The sequence below is a fragment of the Sphingomonas sp. GlSt437 genome, assembly GCF_048015635.2.
Taxonomy (GTDB): domain Bacteria; phylum Pseudomonadota; class Alphaproteobacteria; order Sphingomonadales; family Sphingomonadaceae; genus Sphingomonas.
The window spans coordinates 1,002,028-1,020,803 of record NZ_JBPGYA010000001.1 but is presented as its reverse complement, the minus strand read 5'-3'; the positions used below and the strand labels follow the sequence as shown (position 1 = coordinate 1,020,803).

The 18,776-nt window shown below is 64.8% G+C and carries 16 protein-coding genes; 12 read left to right on the top strand and 4 right to left on the bottom strand.

Annotated elements, in window-relative coordinates:
* Positions 1-121 precede the first annotated feature (121 nt).
* From kdpF to ACLB0R_RS05085, 5 genes are read left to right on the top strand one after another with little or no spacing between them, the layout of a single operon-like run.
* Positions 122-211 carry a K(+)-transporting ATPase subunit F gene (gene kdpF / locus ACLB0R_RS05105; protein ID WP_416642260.1) on the top strand — a complete coding sequence of 30 codons (90 nt, stop codon included), beginning with the start codon at positions 122-124 and terminating at the stop codon, positions 209-211.
* On the top strand, positions 211-1,914 hold the full coding sequence (kdpA, locus tag ACLB0R_RS05100; protein WP_416642259.1) for a potassium-transporting ATPase subunit KdpA: 1,704 nt from the start codon (positions 211-213) through the stop codon (positions 1,912-1,914). The genes kdpF and kdpA overlap by 1 nt, the downstream gene beginning before the upstream one ends.
* Before the next feature lie 14 nt (positions 1,915-1,928).
* The gene (kdpB, locus tag ACLB0R_RS05095; protein ID WP_416642258.1) at positions 1,929-3,959 is read left to right on the top strand and encodes a potassium-transporting ATPase subunit KdpB; all 2,031 of its coding nucleotides are present in this window, start codon (positions 1,929-1,931) and stop codon (positions 3,957-3,959) included.
* Positions 3,960-3,980: 21 nt separating this feature from the next.
* Entirely contained in the window at positions 3,981-4,565 is a 585-nt protein-coding gene (gene kdpC, locus ACLB0R_RS05090; protein WP_416642257.1) for a potassium-transporting ATPase subunit KdpC, read from the top strand.
* 8 nt (positions 4,566-4,573) lie between these two features.
* Positions 4,574-5,251, top strand: coding sequence for a response regulator (locus ACLB0R_RS05085; protein ID WP_416642256.1), 678 nt, complete (start codon positions 4,574-4,576; stop codon positions 5,249-5,251).
* A gap of 64 nt (positions 5,252-5,315) precedes the next feature.
* Here ACLB0R_RS05085 and ACLB0R_RS05080 read toward each other — a convergent pair whose 3' ends face one another.
* The 3 genes from ACLB0R_RS05080 to ACLB0R_RS05070 all read right to left on the bottom strand — a co-directional run bounded on the left by ACLB0R_RS05080 (position 5,316) and on the right by ACLB0R_RS05070 (position 7,052).
* Positions 5,316-5,945, bottom strand: a complete 630-nt coding sequence (locus ACLB0R_RS05080; protein WP_416642255.1) for a TetR/AcrR family transcriptional regulator — start codon at positions 5,943-5,945, stop codon at positions 5,316-5,318.
* Positions 5,945-6,151, bottom strand: coding sequence for a hypothetical protein (locus tag ACLB0R_RS05075; RefSeq protein ID WP_416642254.1), 207 nt, complete (start codon positions 6,149-6,151; stop codon positions 5,945-5,947). The genes ACLB0R_RS05080 and ACLB0R_RS05075 overlap by 1 nt, the downstream gene beginning before the upstream one ends.
* 208 nt (positions 6,152-6,359) lie before the next feature.
* The gene (locus ACLB0R_RS05070) at positions 6,360-7,052 is read right to left on the bottom strand and encodes a TetR/AcrR family transcriptional regulator (protein WP_416642253.1); all 693 of its coding nucleotides are present in this window, start codon (positions 7,050-7,052) and stop codon (positions 6,360-6,362) included.
* A gap of 67 nt (positions 7,053-7,119) precedes the next feature.
* Between ACLB0R_RS05070 and ACLB0R_RS05065 the strand changes: the two genes are divergently transcribed.
* On the top strand, positions 7,120-8,121 hold the full coding sequence (locus ACLB0R_RS05065) for a hypothetical protein (RefSeq protein WP_416643099.1): 1,002 nt from the start codon (positions 7,120-7,122) through the stop codon (positions 8,119-8,121).
* Between the two features lie 15 nt (positions 8,122-8,136).
* Here ACLB0R_RS05065 and ACLB0R_RS05060 read toward each other — a convergent pair whose 3' ends face one another.
* Positions 8,137-9,045, bottom strand: coding sequence for a LysR substrate-binding domain-containing protein (locus tag ACLB0R_RS05060; protein ID WP_416642252.1), 909 nt, complete (start codon positions 9,043-9,045; stop codon positions 8,137-8,139).
* A gap of 215 nt (positions 9,046-9,260) precedes the next feature.
* Here ACLB0R_RS05060 and ACLB0R_RS05055 point away from each other — a divergent pair, with 215 nt between their 5' ends.
* The 6 genes from ACLB0R_RS05055 (at position 9,261) to ACLB0R_RS05030 (ending at position 18,498) form a co-directional block, all read left to right on the top strand.
* Positions 9,261-11,936 carry a TonB-dependent receptor gene (locus tag ACLB0R_RS05055; protein ID WP_416642251.1) on the top strand — a complete coding sequence of 892 codons (2,676 nt, stop codon included), beginning with the start codon at positions 9,261-9,263 and terminating at the stop codon, positions 11,934-11,936.
* A gap of 97 nt (positions 11,937-12,033) precedes the next feature.
* Positions 12,034-14,040 (top strand): tetratricopeptide repeat-containing sulfotransferase family protein, encoded by a 2,007-nt coding sequence (locus ACLB0R_RS05050; RefSeq protein ID WP_416642250.1) that lies wholly within the window; start codon positions 12,034-12,036, stop codon positions 14,038-14,040.
* A gap of 97 nt (positions 14,041-14,137) precedes the next feature.
* Positions 14,138-15,277: a TIGR03364 family FAD-dependent oxidoreductase gene (locus tag ACLB0R_RS05045; protein WP_416642249.1), complete on the top strand. Its 1,140-nt coding sequence runs from the start codon at positions 14,138-14,140 to the stop codon at positions 15,275-15,277.
* On the top strand, positions 15,274-16,083 hold the full coding sequence (gene phnX, locus ACLB0R_RS05040) for a phosphonoacetaldehyde hydrolase (protein ID WP_416642248.1): 810 nt from the start codon (positions 15,274-15,276) through the stop codon (positions 16,081-16,083). Before ACLB0R_RS05045 ends, phnX begins: the two co-directional genes overlap by 4 nt.
* Positions 16,080-17,372, top strand: a complete 1,293-nt coding sequence (locus ACLB0R_RS05035) for a DUF5690 family protein (protein ID WP_416642247.1) — start codon at positions 16,080-16,082, stop codon at positions 17,370-17,372. The genes phnX and ACLB0R_RS05035 overlap by 4 nt, the downstream gene beginning before the upstream one ends.
* A gap of 223 nt (positions 17,373-17,595) precedes the next feature.
* The gene (locus ACLB0R_RS05030) at positions 17,596-18,498 is read left to right on the top strand and encodes a helix-turn-helix domain-containing protein (protein WP_416642246.1); all 903 of its coding nucleotides are present in this window, start codon (positions 17,596-17,598) and stop codon (positions 18,496-18,498) included.
* Positions 18,499-18,776: the final 278 nt, after the last annotated feature.

Here is an 18,776-nt window from a genome sequence, read left to right as displayed (position 1 = left end):
ATCACGGGGCGGCGCGACGAAAGGGTTTGCAAGTGGCCGATCTCACCTGGCTCGCTGTGCTCGGCGGGTTGTTCCTGCTGACGCTGGCCTTCACCCGGCTGTGCGACGGAGCCTGACCGCGATGTCGACGCATCTGTGGATCGCTGGCCTCACTGGCCTTGGCTTGCTCGCTTATCTCGTTGCCGTGCTGCTGCGGCCGGAGAAATTCTGATGACGCTCCAGGGCTGGGCGCTGATCGCGCTGTTCCTCGCCATTCTCGCCGCGCTCACCAAACCGGCGGGACTGTGGCTGTTCGCGCTGTACGAAGGCCGTCGCACGCCGCTGCACTCCGTGCTGGGGCCGATCGAAAGCGGCTTCTATCGCCTGTCGGGCATCAACCCCAACGAGGAACAGGGCTGGCGGCGCTACGCGCTCCACATGCTGATGTTCCAGCTGGTGACGGTGCTGTTCACTTACGTGATTCTGCGACTGCAGGCCGGCCTGCCGCTCAACCCCGCCAAGTTCGTGGGCGTCGGCGCGGATGGGGCGATGAACACCTCAATCGCGTTCGCCACCAACACCAATTGGCAATGGTATGTCGGCGAGCAGGTGATGTCGAACCTGTCGCAGATGCTGGCGCTGACCACCCATAATTTCTGGAGCGCGGCGACTGGCATTGCGGTCGCTTTCGCGCTGTTCCGCGGCTTCGCGCGGCGCGAGACCCGGACGATCGGCAATTTCTGGGCCGATATGACCCGCGTTACGCTCTACATCCTCCTGCCGATCAGCATTGTTTATGCGGTCTATCTGCTGCTGAGCGGGGTACCGCAAACGCTCGCCATGTCGATCGACGCGACGACGCTGGAAGGTGCCAAGCAATCGATCGCGCTCGGCCCGGTCGCCAGCCAGGAAGCGATCAAGATGCTCGGCACCAATGGCGGCGGCTTTTTCAACGCCAATTCGGCGCACCCATTCGAGAACCCGACAGCGCTGACCAATTTCGTTCAGATGCTGTCGATCTTCGTGCTCGGCGTTGGTCTGACCTATACCTTCGGCAAGGCGGTTGGCGATGTGCGGCAGGGCTGGGCGATCCTGGGCGCGATGGCGGTGCTGTTTATCGCGGGCACGGCGGTCGTCTATTGGCAGGAAGCGGCGGGCAGCCCGGTGCTCCAGCATCTCGGCGTCGCCGGGGCCAATCTGGAGGGCAAGGAAGTCCGCTTCGGCATTGCCGCGAGCGCGCTGTTCGCTGCCGTCACCACCGCGGCCTCATGTGGCGCGGTCAATGCGATGCATGACAGCCTGACTGCTTTGGGCGGCCTCATCCCGCTGTTCAACATGCAGCTCGGCGAGATCGTTGTCGGCGGAGTGGGATCGGGGATTTACGGCTTCCTGCTGTTCGCCATCCTCGCGGTTTTCGTCGCCGGGCTGATGGTCGGCCGCACGCCGGAATATGTCGGCAAGAAGATCGAGGCGCGCGAAGTGAAGCTCGCCGTGCTGGCGATCGCGGTGCTGCCGCTCTCCATCCTGGGCTTCACTGCGCTGGCGAGCGTGCTGCCCGATGGGCTGGCCGGGCCGCTCAACAAGGGCCCCCATGGCTTTACCGAAATCCTCTACGCCTTCAGCTCGGCGACCGCGAACAACGGATCCGCTTTTGCGGGGCTGAGCGCGGGCACCCCCTTCTACAACGGCTTGCTTGGCGTGGCGATGTGGGTGGGGCGGTTCTTCGTCATCGTGCCGGTGCTGGCGATTGCCGGCAGCCTCGCCGCCAAGAAGCACACGCCAGCGGGCGCGGGGTCGTTCCCGACCACCGGCGGACTGTGGATCGGGCTGCTGGTCGGCGTGATCCTCATCCTCGGCGGCCTTACCTTTCTCCCCAGCCTCGCGCTTGGCCCGATCGCCGATCATCTCGCGATGATTGCCGGCAAGACCTTCTGAAACGGACGCACTCCATGTCTGCACCCAAATCGATGTTCGCTGCCGAGCTGGTCCTGCCGGCGGTCCGCGACTCCTTCCTGAAGCTCGATCCGCGCCAGCTGGTGAAGAACCCCGTGCTGTTCGTGACCGCGGTCATCGCGCTGTTGCTGACCGTGCTGCTGGCGCTCGGCGGCGAGCCTTTGTCGGCAGGCTTCCAGGCCCAATTGATCGCCTGGCTGTGGCTGACGGTGCTGTTCGGCACCTTCGCCGAGGCACTGGCGGAAGGGCGCGGGCGGGCACAGGCGGCGAGCCTGCGCGCGACTAAGGCCGACCTCCAGGCCAAGAAGCTGACCGGCGTCGGCGACACCTGGCGGCTGGTCGGCGCGGCACTGCTCGAAAAGGGCGATCTGGTCCTGGTCGAGACCGGTGACCTGATCCCCGCCGACGGCGAAGTGGTCGACGGCGTCGCTTCGGTCAACGAAGCCGCGATCACCGGCGAAAGCGCGCCCGTCATCCGCGAGGCCGGCGGCGACCGGTCGGCCGTAACGGCGGGCACCCGCGTCATCTCCGACCGGATCAAGGTGCGGGTGACGCAGGAACCGGGCCGCGGCTTTCTCGATCGCATGATCGCGCTGGTCGAGGGCGCCGAGCGGCAGAAGACGCCGAACGAGATCGCGCTCACCATTTTGCTCGTTGGCCTGACGATCATCTTCCTGATCGCGGTCGGCACCATCCCCGGCTTTGCCAGCTATGCAAAGGGCAGCGTGCCCGTCGCGATCCTAGCGGCGCTGCTGATCACGCTCATCCCCACCACGATCGCCGCCTTGCTCTCAGCGATCGGCATTGCGGGCATGGATCGGCTGGTGCGCTTCAACGTGCTCGCCAAATCGGGGCGCGCGGTGGAGGCAGCGGGCGATGTCGACGTGCTGCTGCTCGACAAGACCGGCACCATCACCATCGGCGACCGCCAGGCGAGCGAATTCCGCCCGGTCGCGGGGGTTTCGGTCGGCGACGTTGCCAATGCCGCGCTGCTCGCCAGCCTCGCGGACGAAACCCCCGAGGGTCGCTCGATCGTTGTGCTGGCACGCGACAAGTTCGCGGTGGTGCACTCGGCACTGCCCGATGGCGCGACGGTCATCCCCTTTACCGCGCAGACGCGTGTGTCGGGCGTCAGGATCGGTGAAGACACGATCCTGAAGGGCGCGGTCGATTCGATCCTGAAGGCCGACAGCTCGGCCAATAGCGAGGCGGTTATCGCCGAACTCAAGCGGATGACTGACGAAATCGCGCGCGCCGGCATGACGCCGCTGGCCGTCGCGCGGAACGGTAAGCTGCTCGGTGCGGTGGCGCTCAAGGACGTGGTCAAGGCCGGCGTGCGCGAGCGCTTCGCCGAGCTGCGCCGCATGGGCATTCGTACGGTGATGATCACCGGCGACAACCCGCTGACCGCCGCCTCGATTGCCGCCGAGGCCGGAGTTGACGATTTCCTCGCCGAGGCGACCCCCGAGGACAAACTCGCGCTGATCCGCAAGGAGCAAGCCGGCGGTCGCCTCGTCGCGATGTGCGGCGATGGCACCAATGATGCGCCCGCGCTTGCCCAGGCCGATGTCGGCGTCGCGATGAACACCGGTACGCAGGCGGCGCGCGAAGCGGGCAATATGGTCGATCTCGACAGCGACCCGACCAAGCTGATCGAGATCGTCGGCTTGGGCAAGCAATTGCTGATGACGCGTGGCGCGCTGACGACCTTCTCGGTCGCCAACGACGTGGCGAAATATTTCGCGATCATCCCCGCCATGTTCGTCGCGCTCTATCCGGGGCTCAGTGTCCTCAACGTCATGGGGCTCTCAAGCCCCCAATCGGCGATCCTGTCGGCGATCATCTTCAACGCGCTCATCATCCCCGCGCTGGTGCCGCTGGCGCTGAAGGGCGTGAAATACACGCCGATGGGCGCCGGCCCGCTGCTCGCCCGCAACCTGGCCATTTACGGCCTGGGCGGTCTGGTCGCGCCGTTCATCGGCATCAAGGCGATCGATCTGGTGGTGAGCGGCGTCGGCCTCGCCTGAGCAAGTCAAGGAAATCATCTCATGCTCAACGATCTCAAATCCTCGCTTCGCCCCGCGATCATGCTGACATTGCTGTTCGCGCTGCTGCTCGGCATTATCTACCCGCTCGCGCTCGTCGGCATCGGCCAGGCCATCGCCCCCGCCCAGGCCAATGGCAGCCTGATCCGCGACGCCAAGGGGACAGTCATCGGCTCCGCGCTGATCGGCCAGCGATTCACCGGCGCGCGCTATTTCCATGGGCGGCCGTCGGCAGCGGGCAAGGGCTATGACGCGCTCAATTCGGGTGGGTCCAATTTCGGCCCGACCAGCCAGGCGCTGGTCGACCGAGTGAAAGGCGACCTCAAATCCACCCGTTCGTCACCGGACTTTCCCCCGCCCGCTGATCTGGTGACGGCCTCCGCCTCGGGGCTTGACCCTCATATCAGCCCCGAGGCGGCTTTGTATCAGGCACCGCGTGTCGCTGCCGCGCGGGGGGTGTCTGTCGATCGGGTGCGCGCGCTGGTCGCGGCGCAGACGGAGACGCCATTGCTCGGGTTCATCGGCGAACCGCGCGTCAACGTCCTGCAGCTTAACCTCGCGCTCGACCGGATGCAGGATCGACGCTAACCCAAGGCATGTCTCCTGCCGCCAAGGTCCTGGTCATCGAGGATGACTTGCATATCCGCCGGCTCGTCCGTGCGGCATTGGAACGAGCCGGGCACCGGGTTGCCGAAGCCGCAACCGCGCGCGAAGGGCTGGCGTTGGTCGATATCGAAAAGCCCGACGGTGTCCTTCTCGACCTGGGCTTGCCGGACCGTGACGGGCTCGAGCTGATCCAGCTCATTCGTGCGCGCAGCGCGGTACCGGTGCTGGTGATTTCGGCGCGCGCGGATACCAGCGAGAAAGTCGCCGCCCTTGATCTCGGCGCCGACGATTATTTGACCAAGCCGTTCGATACCGAGGAGCTGCTCGCGCGGTTGCGCACGGCGCTCCGCCGTCGCCAGGCCGACGAGCCGATGCTCGTGACCGGCGATATCACGATCGACCTCGACCACCGGCGCGTGACGCGGGGCGGCGCAGACGTGCATCTGACGCCGAAGGAATATGCCGTGCTGGCCGAACTCGCGCGACGACCTGATCGGGTGATCAGCCACGCCCATCTGCTGCGCACGGTCTGGGGCCCCGCGCACGAAAGCCAGGTCGATTACCTCCGCATCGTGATCCGCGGGCTGCGCCAGAAGCTGGAAGCCGACCCCGCCGCTCCCGCGCTGATCCGCAACGAGCCGGGGGTTGGCTATCGGCTGGTCATATGATGGGCGTTCCGATTACCGCAGCTTCGTCATCGGGCACGAAAACCACCGTCCGGTCGATAGACTTTCAGGCCGGCCCGTAGCGGCTCAGGAACATGTCGATGCAAGCATCGACCCAGTGTGGTCGGGCAGGCGCGGGTAGGGGCGGCGCGGCGCCGATGATCGAGCGTTGCCAATGAATGCCGACCAGCATGCTCGACAGCAGCGCCGCTGCCTCATCTGGGTCGTCGCAACTCAACCGGCCGGCCTCGGTCGCGGCGCGCAGATAGCCGGTCAAGCGATTGAGTGTTTTGAGCGGCCCATGCGCAAAGAATGTTGGCCCCAGATCGGGCAGGCGGGGTGCCTCGGCGATGATAACGCGGTAGAGCGCGGTCGTGGTCGGATCGAGAACGACGTCGAGCAGCCCACGCCCAAATGCCGTCAAGCTTGCCCGCACGTCACCCGTATCGACGAGGTCAAAATCGGAAACGATCCGCTGCGACATCGCCTCGACGATCGCGGCGAAGAGCTGCTCCTTCGAGCCGAAATGATTGTAGATCGTTTCCTTTGATGCGCGCGCGCGCGCCGCGATCTGCGCCATGGAGGCATTGCTGAAGCCTTGCTCCAGGAACACCTCGATCGCCGCATCGAGGATCGCCGATGGCCGCGACGCTCGCGACCCCGGCCTCACGGGCCGTACCGTCGCCGTGCTCGCCATTAATGCCCCTTCCAGTGGAAGCCGAGCGTCGCACCGATCGTGCATGAGGTTCCGCAGAAGCCGATAATCTGGCTCGGCTTGGTCACGAACGCGGTCGGCTGGCCGCCGACGAACGTCTTGGTGAAATCGGGTGTCGTAATCGCCGGATAAGCCACGATCGAATTCCGGTAATGCTCGTTGGTCACGGTGCTAGCATAGACGCTCACACGCCAAGGTCCATGCTCGTGGCTCGCGCGCACATCGGGCGGGCCGTGCGCGGGCTCGCGGTTGTGCGGGGGCGCTGCGCGTTTCGCCAAGGCTCGAAGAAATAGGCCGAGATGTGGCAGTAAGCCCTGCGGAGGCTGACATTGCCGTCTCACACTCGCGCGCCATCCGCAATTCCCGCGAGACTTGTTGCGAATGCTCATCATGGCCTCAGGCTCGCTTATTCAGCACCCGTGTCATCGCCTCGATCGCATCCTCCAGTTCATGCCAGCTTTCGTCCGCCTGGAGGTCGAGCCCGGCATACCAGCGGATCTTGCGGCGCCTGAGCGCGAGATAGATCAAGCTCGCCGAATGGAGAGCGCTGAATGCGCGCAGCATCTGCTTGTCCGCAACGTCTGGGAACAGCTCAGCCATCAAGCGCAGCCCCAATGTCTCGCGGGCTTCCTCCATGATGGCGGTCAGCTCGTTCCGCTCGACCAGTTCCCACGCCATCAGCTCGAGGATCACCGGCCGCTGCAAGAGCAGGCGGGTGTTGCGCCCGACAATGTAGGCGGCGCGCTCGCTGACCGGCATTGCCAGCAATTGGTCGAGCGTCAGCCCACCGCACAGCGTTTCGAATGTCGGGAAGAAATCGGGCGCGTAGGCGATCGACCGGATCAGGCCGGGCAGGTCGCCGAAATATCTGTAGATCAACATCTTGTCGACGCCAGCGCGCTTGGCGACGGCCGTGGGCGTGAGCGCGGCAAAGCCGGCCTCGACCAGCAATGCTTCGACCGCGTCACGCAGTCGCTGCTCGGTCGCGGCGCGGTTTCGCTTGGGCGCCGAGGGGGCAGCCGCCTCTTCGGCACCGGCAGCAGCCGGCGTGGCTGGGGATTGCTGCGGCGACTCTAAGGATCGGACCATAATGTCTCTTGACAGAGACTTGTGATCGGCACAAGTCTCCAGTCAGAGACTTAAGGAGTCCGGCCTTATGCAGGAGCTTGTTCATCGCGCGCCTTCGAGCGCCATTCGTATCGTGGTTATCGCGTTGCTCGGCTGGGCGATCCTCAATGCCGCCATCATTGTTCTGGCACACGGCTTCTTGCCGTTCGACCGGCCCAATCTCATCACCATGCCGTTCTGGCTGCAGGTGGCGATGCCCTCGTTCGGCTTGATCGAGCAGCTTGCGCTGATGGGTGTCGTTGCGTTGATGACGCGCAAGCGGCCTTCCACGCTTGCGGATCGTACGCCGACGCGCGGCGTGGCGGGACGTGAAGTGGCCTATACGCTCGTTTATGCGATGATTGCCCAGGCAGGCGGCTGGATTATCGGGCCTGCCTTCGGGTTCCGACCGTTCAGTTTCCACATCGCCGGCACGCTGGTGGGCTGCTCCACGCTCGCCAGCCCGGCGGAAGCGACCGTTTGGGCGAGCTATAATTTCATCGCCTTTGCCATCGTGCCGTATCTCTGGTTTCGGCGGCGCTACTCCAATTATGAGCTTTGCCTGGTGTTCGACGGGCCCGGCAACGACCTGCTGGTCGTGCTGGTGGTGCTGGTCATCGAGAGCGCGGTCCAGTTGGCCGCCATGAAGAACATCTTCGCGCTGCCGCTGTCGGTGATGCTTGTGGCGGCCCCCTTGTCGTTCACGATCTTTCTGTTCGGCACCGTGCTTCCGACGATGATCCTCGTCTATGCGATCCTCCTGCCGCGCTATTACAAGCTCACCGGTTCGGTACCGTTATCGGTCATTTTGGGTGGCCTGACCTATGCGAGCCTGCACTTGGTCGAAGGCTGGTCGGCGTTCGACACGCCGGAAGATACCGCCCTGTCGATCCTCTTCGTCTTCTTGTCCTACACGGGGCCCGGCATGTTCAAAAGCTATGTCACGCTGCGCACCGGCAATGCCTGGGTCCACGCGCTTGGCTATCATGCCGTCGCGCCGCACACGATCATCGACGCGCCGATGATCGCGCGGGTGTTCCGCCTGATTTGATGGGCCGCTCTGCGGTCACACCGGCGCGGCGATCGCGGCTTGGCCCCTGTCGCGGATTTCCGCGGCTACGGCTCTGAGCGCGTACATCATGGTCGCGCGCCGCCGTTCCGTCTGGCAGACGAGATAGCCGCGCAGCAGGTAACTGCGCTCACCCGTATCAAGCGGTCGATACGCGATGCGCGGATCGGGCGGGCATTCGGTGCTGAAGAACAGGCCGATGCCCATGCCGAGGGCAATGCCCTCGCGGATGGTTTCGCGGCTGTGCAACTCGATCGTGGCGCGCGGGGTGATACCCGCCTCTGCCAGCGCCCGTTCGGCAAAGGCGCGCGTTTTGGAACCGGGCTCGCGAACGAGCAATGTCTCGTCGGCAAGCGCGGCGACCTCGATGCGGTCGCGGGTGACGAGCGGATGATCGGTGGGCAGGGCGCACGCCAACGCATCACTGATCAGTGGCTCATAGCTGAAATTGCCGTCAGCCGGTGGGTCGCTGGCCAGCGCCGCGTCGATATGGGCGTCCGCCAGCCAGCGCATTACTTCGCGGGCATTGCCCATCCGCACCTGCACATCCACCGCGGGGTGGCGGCGGCGGAGCAGTTCGACGGTCTTCGCCGCGTAATAAGGATTGTCCGAGCCAAGCCGCAGCATGCCGGCGGGCGCGCCTTTCGGCTCGCCGAGCATGTGATCGACATCGCTGATCGTCGCAAACAGCCGCTGCGTGAGCGCGAACAGCTCGCGACCGGAACTTGTGAGCGTGAGCGGCGCTTTGCGGCTTTCGAACAGCGCGACGCCGTGGCGGGCTTCGAGCGCCTTCAATTGCTGCGACAGAGTCGGTTGCGAAACATTAAGGCGCCGCGCCGCGCGCGAAACACCCCCGTCTGAGGCAATCGCGTGAAAAGCGCGCAGATGCTGGAAATTCACGGTCATTTGCGCTTCGAGAGTACCGCGAATTCGTGACGGCAGCGTGACGCAGCGACCTATCCAACCATAGGTAGAATCTATGGACCCCATCCAGCGAAAGACTTGGCGGCGGCCCCCCCGCCTCCACCAAAGCGGCGGGGCTTAGCCGAGGTCTCGACTCGGCTGCAGCGTGCATTGGGCGGTCCGGGGGCCGCGAGCTGTAGCAACCAAGGGGAACCAGCATGAAGACCAAGTATCTTGTGTCCTGCGCCGCTGCGGCGCTGCTCGGCGGCACCGCCCACGCTGCGGACAAGGCGGTCGATACGGCGCCCGCGGCCACGGCTGCGCCTGGTGCCGATACGCCCGCTGCCGGCGACAACGCTCCCCAGGTCGGCGACATCATTGTGACAGCGCAGCGTCGCGATGAAAGCATCCAGAAAGTGCCGGTGACGATCCAGGCGTTTTCGGGTGATACGCTGTCGAAGCTCAACGTCACCAACTTTAACGACCTGCTGAAGTTCACGCCCAACGTGACTTTCGCCAGCAACGGCCCGGCGGCCGGCGCGATCTTCTTCCGTGGGCTGTCGAGCGGCTTCGCGGGCAACCAGTCGTCGGCAACGATCGCCTACTTCCCGAACGTCGCGCTCTATCTCGATGACCAGTCGCTCCAGTTCCCGGCGCGCAACGCCGATGTGTATGTGGCCGACATCGAGCGCATCGAAGTGCTCGAAGGTCCGCAGGGGACGCTGTTCGGCGGCGGCGCCGAGGCGGGTGCGGTGCGCTACATCACCAACAAGCCCAAGCTCGACAGCTTTGGCGGCCATATCGAAGGCCAGTTCGGCGGCACCGCGCACGGCGCGCCCAATGGCGCGTTCAACGCGGTGGTCAACGTGCCGATCATCCAGGACAAGCTCGCGGTCCGCGCGGTGATCTATGACGACCATCATGGCGGCTATATCGACAACGTTCCCAGCACCTTCACCCGCGCTGACAGCGACACCGGCAATGTCTCCTATTTCGGCTCGCCGCGCGCGCTGCCGCCGTCGCAACAGTCGAACGGCGGCCAGTATAATAATTACGCTCTCGCCAAAGCCGACTTTAACCCGGTCGATTATTCGGGCGGCCGCATCTCGGCCAAGTGGCAGATCAGCCCCGATTGGGACGCGCTGGTGACCGAAAGCTATCAGCGCATCGACGCGGAAGGCACTTTCGCGACCTACCCGATCGGTTCAGACTTCCAGCGCCTCGGCGACCTGCAGACGACGGTGTTCTCGCCCAGCTTCAACAAAGACACTTATTGGAACACTGCCTGGACCATCGACGGCAAGATCGGCGATTTCAAGCTGATCTACACCGGCGCGTACATGACGCGCCACCTCGACACCCAGCAGGACTATTCCAACTATTCACGCACCGGCGGCGGCCAATATTATCAGTGCGTTGGCGGCGGCACGGGCTGGGGCCCCTCCACTAACGCGCCTTTCTGCTATTCGCCGATCACTTATTGGCATGATCGGGTGCGCAATACCCACCTGACCAACGAATTCCGCATCTCGACGCCGTCCGACAAGCGCATCCGGGCGATTGTCGGCGCGTTCCATGAAGTCTTCCGCATCTACGACATCATGGATTTCGATTATAAGACGATCCCGACCTGCACCGCGACGATCATCGCCGCGAATGGCGCCTGCTCGGGCGTGATCCAGACCATTCCTGGGTCGACCGCCAACGAGCCGGGCTTGAAGCCGACCAATACCGCGTTCGGCGAGGATACGCAGCGTGGCTACGACCAATATGCGTTCTTCGGTTCGGTCGATTTCGACATCCTGCCCAACCTGACGATCACCGGCGGCACGCGCTATTATAACTACAAGGAATTCGAACTCGGCTCGCAATACGAAACTTATGCCGGCCGCTGCTACCAGGTGCTGGTCTGCGCACCGGGCGGGTCGGGCAACGTCAATATCGACGCCAATAACGACCATGTGACCTATCACGGTTTCCGCAGCCGCGCGTCGATTGCCTGGCATCCGTACGCTAATACGCTGGTCTATGGCACGTTCAGCCAGGGCTTCCGCCCGGGCGGCTTCAACCGCACGGCGCGGCTGATCCTGCCTGACCAGAACGGCAATCCGCAGCTGATCCGGCCCAATGCCTATAAGCCCGACACGCTGACCAATTGGGAAGTCGGCCTGAAGACTGACTTTTTCGACCGCAAGCTGCAGGTCAATCTGTCCGCCTATTACATGATCTGGCAGGACGTGCAGATCGGCTTCTTCAATCCGGCAGGCGGCTTCGGCAACACCAGCTTCGTCACTAACGGCGCCAATTTCCATGTGAAGGGCGGCGAAGCGCAGATTGCAGCACGGCCGATCGACGGGCTGACCGTGCAGGCGAGCGCGACCTACAACGTCAGCAACCAGACGACCCAGCCCTGCTTCATCTCGAATGCGCCGGGTTCAGCGACGTTGGGCCAGTGCATCACTTATTACTACAGCGGCGCGACGCGTAATGCGCTGCAAAGCCCCTTTGGTGCAGTCGGATCGTCACTGCCTTACTCGCCCAATTTCCAGGGCAACGTCCGTGGCCGCTATGAATGGCAGGGCAAGGCCGATCTCAACTGGTTCGTCTCGGCGGGCGTGTCGTACACCGGGCCGACGTATAACCAGCCGTCGACCTATCCCTCGGGCGATGGCGTGTTGATCCCGGGCACGACGCTTCTGCGCTACCGCATGTCGGGCTACGCGATCGTCGACGCGCAGTTTGGCTTCAAGCGCGACAAATGGAGCGTGTCGGTGTTCGGCGAGAACCTGACCGACAACCATGCCAGCACCTTCACCTCATCGGCGCAGTTCATCAAGTCGCAGGTCGTGCTGCGGCCGCTGACTTACGGCCTCAAGGTCGGCGTCGATTTCTGACCGTCGTCAGGCCGTTGCACCTGCGTCGGCGGCATGGGAAAGGAACGGGCGGCCTTCGGGTCGCCCGTTTCTCCTTGACCGACCGGACGTGCCAACCGTGAATCAACCGATCGCGCCATCGCAAACGCTGGAAGTCGAGGTCACCCGGCTCCGCCAAATGGCCGACCTCGGCGAGCATGCCGCGGTCGTTGCCGCGCTGGACCCGCTGATCGCGCGCTACCCCGACAATCGCGACTTGCTGTTGCTCCGCGCGCATTGCCTGCGCTTTCTGGGCCAGATCGATGCGGCGTTGGCGACGCTCGACCAGCTTGCGACGACCCAGCCGCGCTACAGCCTGCTGCACCAGGAACGCGGCCTGTGCTACGTCGCGCGCAAAGATGCGCCTGCTGCCATCGGCGCGCTGCTGGAAGCGGTCAACCTCAACCCCGCCCTGCCGCTCAGCTGGAAGATGCTGGCGGGCGTCTACCGCATCGTTGGCGATCAGGCGAACGCCGCGACAGCGCAGGCGCATGTCGAAACGCTCGCCGCGCTGCCACCGCCGGTGGTTGCGGCGACATCGCTGTTTCAGGATGGCGATCTCGTCCAGTCCGAAGCGATGATCCGCGCGTGGCTGCTCGCCCAAGGCGATCATCCCGAGGCGATGCGCCTGCTCGCCAAGATCGGCATGGCGCGCGATGTGCTCGATGACGCCGAAACGCTGCTTGAAGCGGTGGTGCGGATGGTGCCCGATCATCGCGCCGCGCGGCACGATTATGCGCAATGCCTGGCGCAGCGGCATAAATATGTTGCGGCCCGGTCGGAGGTCGAAAAGCTGCTGGCGCTGGACCCCGGCAACATGGACTATCGCTCGATCGCCGCGACCTGCGCGGTTGGGCTTGGCGACAGCGAAGGCGCGATCGAGCTCTACGACGCGATGCTGGCCGACATGCCCGACGCGGCGGACGTGCATTTGTGGCGCGGCCATGCACTGAAGACCGTTGGTCGCGTGCCCGAGGCGATCGAGGCGTATCGCGAGGCGGCGCGGCTGAGGCCCGATTTCGGCGACGCCTATTGGAGCCTCGCCAATCTGAAACTCTACAGCTTCGACGATGCGATGATCGCGGTGATGGAGGTCGCCGAGGAAGCGCCGCGCACCGGCACCGAAGACCGCATCCATATCCGCTTCGCGCTCGGCAAGGCCTATGAGGATCGTGGCGAAGCGGCGCGCTCATGGCGTTATTATGCGGCGGGCAATGCGCTCAAGCGGGCAGAGAGCCGTTACCGACCGGAGATACTGGAGACCAACACGCGATTGCAGCGGCAAATCTGCACCGCCGGCTTCTTCGCAGCGCGCACGGGCTGGGGAGCGCCCGACCGCGATCCCATCTTCGTGCTCGGCCTGCCGCGATCGGGATCGACGCTGATCGAGCAAATCCTCGCGTCGCATTCGATGGTCGAGGGCACGCAGGAGCTCGCCGACATCCAGCGCATCGTGCTTGATCTGCAGGGCCGCGACCCGGATTATGACAATCCCCGCTATCCCGGCGCACTCTCCGACCTGTCAGCTGAGCAGGCGCATGCGCTGGGCCGGCGCTATCTCGACGACACCCGCGTCTATCGCACCCACCGGCCACGCTTCATCGACAAGATGCCCAATAATTTCCGGCATATCGGGCTCATCCACGTGATCCTGCCCAACGCGATCATCATCGATGCGCGGCGCGAACCGATGGCGTGCTGCTTCAGCAACCTGAAGCAGTTGTTCGCGCATGGCCAGGAATTCACCTACAGCATCGAGGATATTGCGCGCTATTACCGCACCTATCTCGATCTGATGGAACATTGGGACGCGGCGCTGCCCGGGCGCGTGATGCGCGTCCATCACGAGGATGTCGTCGATGACCTTGAAGGCAGCGTGCGCCGCATCCTCAGCCATTGCGGTTTGCCGTTCGAGCAGGCCTGCGTCGATTTTCACCAGAACCGCCGCAGCGTCCGCACGCCGAGTTCCGAGCAAGTGCGCCGCCCGATTTTCCGCGACGGCCTCGACCAATGGACGCAATTCCGCGACTGGCTCGGGCCGCTAGAAGCCGCGCTGGGCGATGCGTTGACGCGGTACCGGCGCTGATGGAGCGCGGATAGGTGTCATCTATATCCATCATCGACTCAAAGGCTTGGCCGACCGCTCGCGATGTCGCGCAATGGCGCGCGAGGAGAGGCGCGCCATGATCGAAGAGTCGTTCGATATCGCCATTGTCGGTGCCGGGATTGTCGGGCTGGCGCATGCGCTGGCGGCGACGCGGCTGGGGTTGCGTACCGTGGTGATCGATCGCGATGCTCAGGCCAACGGCGCCTCGATCCGCAATTTCGGCTTCATCACCGTGACCGGCCAGGAACAGGGCGCGGTGTGGCGCCGCGCGCGCCGATCACGCGATGTTTGGCTGGAAGTGGCGCCCGCCGCCGGCATCGCCATCGAGCACCGCGGGCTGGTGCTCGTCGCGCAACGGCCGGAAGCGCGTGCGGTGTGCGAGGCGTTCCTCGAGACCGATATTGCGGAAGGTTGCGGCTGGCTCGACCGCGCTGAAGCACAAGCCCTGCTCGCGCCGATGCGGCCGGCGATGCTGGAAGGCGCGCTGACCAGCAGCGTCGATATCCGCGTCGAATCGCGGACCGCAATTCCGGCGCTGGCGGCCTGGCTGGCCGAGGCAAAGGGCGTGGTCTTCCATCGCGGCGAGACGGTATTGTCGGTCGAAACCGGCCGTGTCGAAACCGCCATGCGCCGGATCAACGCCGGAGCGGTCATCGTTTGCCCGGGCGATGATTTCTACGCGCTGTTCCCTGAAGAGGTTGCCGCCGCCGGGGTCACCCGCTGCAAGCTCCAGATGCTGCGCCTCGCCTCGCCCGGTTTCCGCTTGCCCGGCGCGCTGATGTCCGACCTCGGGCTGGTGCGCTATCTCGGCTATTCGCAATTGCCGCAAGCGGCGGCGCTTAAGGCGCGGCTAGAGCGGGAACGCGCGGCGCAGCTCGTCAATGGCATCCACCTGATCGTCACGCAAAGCCGTGACGGCAGCCTGATCGTCGGCGACAGCCACCATTATGCCGCCACGCCTGATCCCTTTGCCGATGAGGCGATCGACGCGCTGATCCTCGATGAATTCCGCGACGTGTTCGGCACCGTGCCGGCCATCACCGAGCGCTGGATCGGCACTTATGCCTCCGGCCCGCAGCACAGTGTCGCGCTCGCGCCGCTGCCCGGCGTGCGGCTGGTGACGGTGACGAGCGGCACCGGCGCCTCGACCAGCTTCGCGCTCGCCGAGGAAGTGATGAGCGAATTGACCGGGCAGGATGTGAGGGCAATGGCATGAGCAATATCAAGGCCGTGGTGTTCGATTGGGCAGGCACGATGATCGACCATGGCTGCCGCGCCCCGGTCGTCGCGCTGGAGCGGGTGTTCGCCGACGCCGGTGTGCCGGTCAGCGAGGCCGAAGCGCGCGCCGATATGGGCCGGGCCAAGCGCGATCATATCCGCGCGCTGCTGGCCGCGCCGCGTGTTGCCGCTGCGTGGCAGGCGGCGCATGGCGCTGCGCCGAGCGAGGACGATGTCACCCGCCTCCATGACGCTGTTGAGCCGATGATGCGCCTTGCCGCCAAGGATTGCTCGGCGCTGATCCCGGGCGCGGCGGACGTCGCCGCGCGACTGACGGCGGCGGGCGTACGGATCGGCTCGTGCACCGGCTATACCCGCGCGATGATGGCGGACATTCTGCCGCTCGCCGCCGGACAGGGCTATGCGCCTGAAGTCGTCATCTGCTCGGGCGAAACCGCGACCGGACGCCCCTCGCCGCTGATGCTGTGGAAAGCGCTGGTCGAGCTCGGCGTCTGGCCATCGCGCGCGTGCATCAAGGTCGACGACGCGACCGTCGGCATCACCGAGGGGCGCGAGGCAGGATGCTGGACGGTCGGCGTCGCTGCCTCGGGCAACGGTGTCGGGTTGTCGAGCGAGGCGCTGGCCGCACTGCCCGGAGACGACCGGCGCCAGCGGATCGAGACCGCAGCCGCCGATCTACGCGCCGCGGGCGCGGACTATGTGATCGACAGCGTCGCCGATCTCTGGTCCGTCGTCGAAGCGATCGACGCGCGCATCGCGGCGGGCGAGCGGCCGGCAATATGACCGCGGCGGCAATCGCCGCACCGGCAACGGGCAGCCCGGTCACGCGTTGGCTGGAGCGCGCGTCGCCGTTCGTCTTCACGCTCTACGGCGGCACGGCAGCCTTTGCCGCTTATTTCGCGATGTACGCCTATCGCAAGCCGTTCAGCGCGGCGACCTATGGCGTGGTACCGGGCTGGCACGGCGTTATCGATTTCAAGATCGCGCTCGTTATCGCTCAGGTTGCCGGGTATGCCCTGTCTAAGGTCATCGGCGTCAAGCTGATCGCCGAAATGGGCCAGCGCCGCCGCGCGGTGACGACGCTGGGCCTCATTCTGTTGGCCTGGGCAGCGCTGATGCTGTTCGCGGTGTTGCCCGCGCCGTGGAATGTCGCGGCGATGTTCCTGAACGGGCTGCCGCTCGGCCTCATCTGGGGGCTGGTGTTCAGCTATGTCGAAGGGCGGCGCACATCCGAAGTGATTGGCGCGATCCTGTGCGCGAGCTTCATCCTGTCGTCCGGCGTGGTCAAGTCGGCGGGGGCGTGGCTGCTGGAGCTCGGCGTCAGCGTCTGGTGGATGCCGGCGGCGACGGGTCTGATGTTCCTGCCCTTGTTACTGATCTCGGTCGCGGCGCTCGCGCAATTGCCGCCGCCCGATGCCGAGGACAAAGCACAACGCAGCCCGCGCGCGCCGATGGATGGCGCAAAGCGCCTACGTTTCTTCGCCGCCCACGCCGCCGCACTAGTGCCGTTGCTGATCGCTTATGTGTTTTTGACGGCCTTTCGCGACTTTCGCGACAATTTCGCTGCCGAAATCTGGCGGGCGCTGGGTTTTACCGATGTCGCGGCACTGTTCACTTCCAGCGAGCTCCCCGCCGCGCTCCTGTCGCTGGTGACGATGGGGTTGCTCATCGTGGTGCGCGACAATCGTCGCGCGCTGCTGTTGGTTCATGCCGCGATTGCGGTCGGCGCCCTGCTGATCGGTGGCGCCACGCTTGCCTATCAGCAAGGATTGATCGATCCGATCGCTTGGATGATCCTGCTCGGGGTCGGGCTCTACATGGCCTATACCCCGTTCAACGCCATGCTGTTCGATCGGATGATCGCTGCGACGCGCACGGCCGGCAATGCCGGTTTCCTGATCTACCTTGCCGATACGTGCGGCTATGGCGGCAGCATCGTGCTGCTGCTCGTTCGTAACTTCGCGGCGCTCAAGCTCGATTGGCTGAATTTCTTCGAAGGCGCCGCTTATGTGACGGCGTTGCTCTGCTTGGCCGGAGCGCTGCTCTCAGGACGCCATTTCCGGTCGTCATAGCGTCGTTGGGTAGACGAACAAAGAAATTGTCGGGCCAAGGTCGACCTCAAGCACTTTTTGCGCCGCGTGCCCAAGCCGAGCCAAGATGCTAAGCTACCAACGACTCCCGGTTGGTGATTGGCGGTACGAGGAGGATGCGCCGGGGGTGGGGAAGAGCGAATGTTCGGCGGATTTCATAGCCGGTTGCCGTCGGCATCGAGAGCGCAGGGGAGGTGTCGCTATCATGACGATCCAGCTCGACTTTGCCGATTTCCTGCGCGCGTCGATCCCCGGCGCCGATGTCGACATCGCCGGGCAGGACGATGGCTGGGTGGCGCCGTTGGGCATCGTGCATGCGCCTGGCGGTTTTGACGAGGAAACCTGGATTGATGACCAGCCCGACAGCGTTCTGACGGTATCGCTGGGCGGGGCGCGCGCGGTGTGCGAGAATCCCGGCTTTCGCGGGGCCCATGTCGATGGCGGCCAGCGCTTGCTCTGCCTCCAGCCGAAGGGCGGGCAATCGCATTATTGGGCACGCGGCAGCATCAGCTTCGCTCATTTCTACGTGACCGATACGCTGGTCGTGCGCGCGGCTGAAGGGCTCAACGCGCCATCCTTTACCGCAGCCGAACTGCGCCGCGATCTCATCATGTTTCCTGATGAGGCCTTGTGGCGACTGCTGAGCGCTTATGTCGAGCGGGCGACCGACCGCAACGCCCCGCCCATCCGGCTCGAGATGGAAGCGCGCGCGCTGCTCGTTGTCGAGCGGTTGATCGGCCAGCACCATCTCGATCGACGCCCCACCTTGGCACGCGGCGGGCTGGCGCCATGGCAATTGCGGCGCACCCAGGAAGCGATGCTGGCGCGGCTCGATTCATCGGTAAGCCTGGAGATGCTTGCCGAAATCGCCGGTTGCTCGCCCACCCATTTCAGCCGGGCGTTCAAACAGTCGGTCGGTCTGCCGCCGTTCGACTGGCTGGCCGAGCGCCGCATCGATCGCGCAAAGGAGCTGCTCGAAACCAACCGGCTTTCCTTGGCCGAAGTGGCGCTGGCGGTGGGCTTTGCTGCCCAGCCGCAATTCACCACCGCCTTCGGCAAGGCAACGGGAGTGACGCCCGGTCGTTGGCGGCGCGAGCGGCTGGGGTGAAGCCATCGCAATGGCCGGCTATAATTGGCTTGGGCTAAGAATAGTGCTAATGCCGCCGCGTTCGTCGATCGCTTTTATCGCGAGCAGGTGCGCGACTTGGCGTGATGCCATGCGCGCCCAAACCGGCAGGCTGTCCGCCGCCCATCGCGTTGGCCCCTAGCTTCTTCCCCAAGATCCGTCTTGCCAGCCGCCGCAAGACGTGGTCGCATGTACCTTGACGCAATAATCGTGCAGCGCCGGATCGATCGACGATCAGGCATTGCGGAGGATGGACCGGG